This is a genomic window from Specibacter cremeus (assembly GCF_003946885.1).
Classification (GTDB): Bacteria; Actinomycetota; Actinomycetes; order Actinomycetales; family Micrococcaceae; genus Specibacter; species Specibacter cremeus.
In genome coordinates, this window is the sequence record NZ_RWKQ01000098.1 from 1 (window position 1) to 1,108 (window position 1,108).

The following is a 1,108-nucleotide window of genomic DNA, read 5'->3' on the forward strand; positions in this document are numbered from 1 at the left end:
CTCTGGAGGAGAAGGTGGTTTAACTTCTAGCCAATGGCAACTGCGTCACCGTGAGGTGGGGTGGGAAGGAAGCCGGAGGCAAAGCCCTGCACCGAGGGACACGAACCGCATAGAAGGCATGCTGGTTGGGGTAAGCCGGCAAGCGACGGTGAAGCCCGTTCCACCGAAACGGCCAGTGTGTAAATGCGGCGGCGGCAGGGGGACAGTGAATGTTCTTATCTGGGGAGGTCTGTCCCAGTGCGCCACCTGTTGGGTGGAGCGGTCCGGCTTTAAGGGTCGTCACTGATGGGGCAGAAGTCAGCCGAGGCCGTAGTACCCACCGGGATCATGTTGGTGGTGGGGAAGGGCTGAACGCTGGGAATTGATGGTTTGAAGCGGTATTTCTCGTGACTCATTGGCATCGCAGTAAATCCATGAGGAGTGGAGCAGATGGTTTGTTGGAGGTACCGGTGAATCCGGGAGGGCCCCTGTCTGTGCGTAGTAGTGAGACTCCGGCGGGTATCGGGGATGACGTCAGGGACCAACAGGGTCTGTGGGAGAAAGTATTTTCCCGGCAGAATCTGTTGGTCGCGTTGAAGCGTGTCGAACGCAATCGGGGTGCTGCCGGTGTTGACGGGCCGGGCGCGGGGGAGCTCCGTGCCTGGTGCCTGGAGCACTGGGTGCAGGTCCGGGAGGCGTTGGATGCGGGTACGTATGCGCCGTTGCCGGTGCGTCGGGTGATGATTCCCAAACCTGACAATAGCGGGCAGAGGATGCTGGGGGTACCGTCCGTGTTGGATCGGCTGATCCAGCAGGCAATCGCGCAGGTCCTGTCCCCGGTCTTTGATCCGGGGTTCGTGCCGGTTTCCTATGGGTTCCGGCCGGGCCGGAGCGCCCATGATGCTGTGAAGGTCGCCCAAACGGTGATCGGCCAGGGGTATCGGTGGGTGGTTGAGGTTGACCTGGATGCGTTCTTTGACCGGGTGAACCATGACATGCTCATGGCCAGGGTGGCGCGGAAAGTGAAAGACAAGCGGGTCCTGAAACTGGTCCGCCGCTACCTTGAGGCGGGGATCATGGCCAACGGTGTCCGACGGGCCACGGTGGAGGGAACCCCGCAGGGGTCGCC

1 protein-coding gene is annotated in these 1,108 nt (G+C 61.6%); it reads left to right on the forward strand.

What is annotated here, in order from left to right; all coding sequences use genetic code 11:
* Positions 1-659: 659 nt before the first annotated feature.
* A partial coding sequence (locus EJC77_RS21300) for a reverse transcriptase domain-containing protein (RefSeq protein ID WP_240630399.1) occupies positions 660-1,108 on the forward strand: 449 nt, incomplete at its 3' end.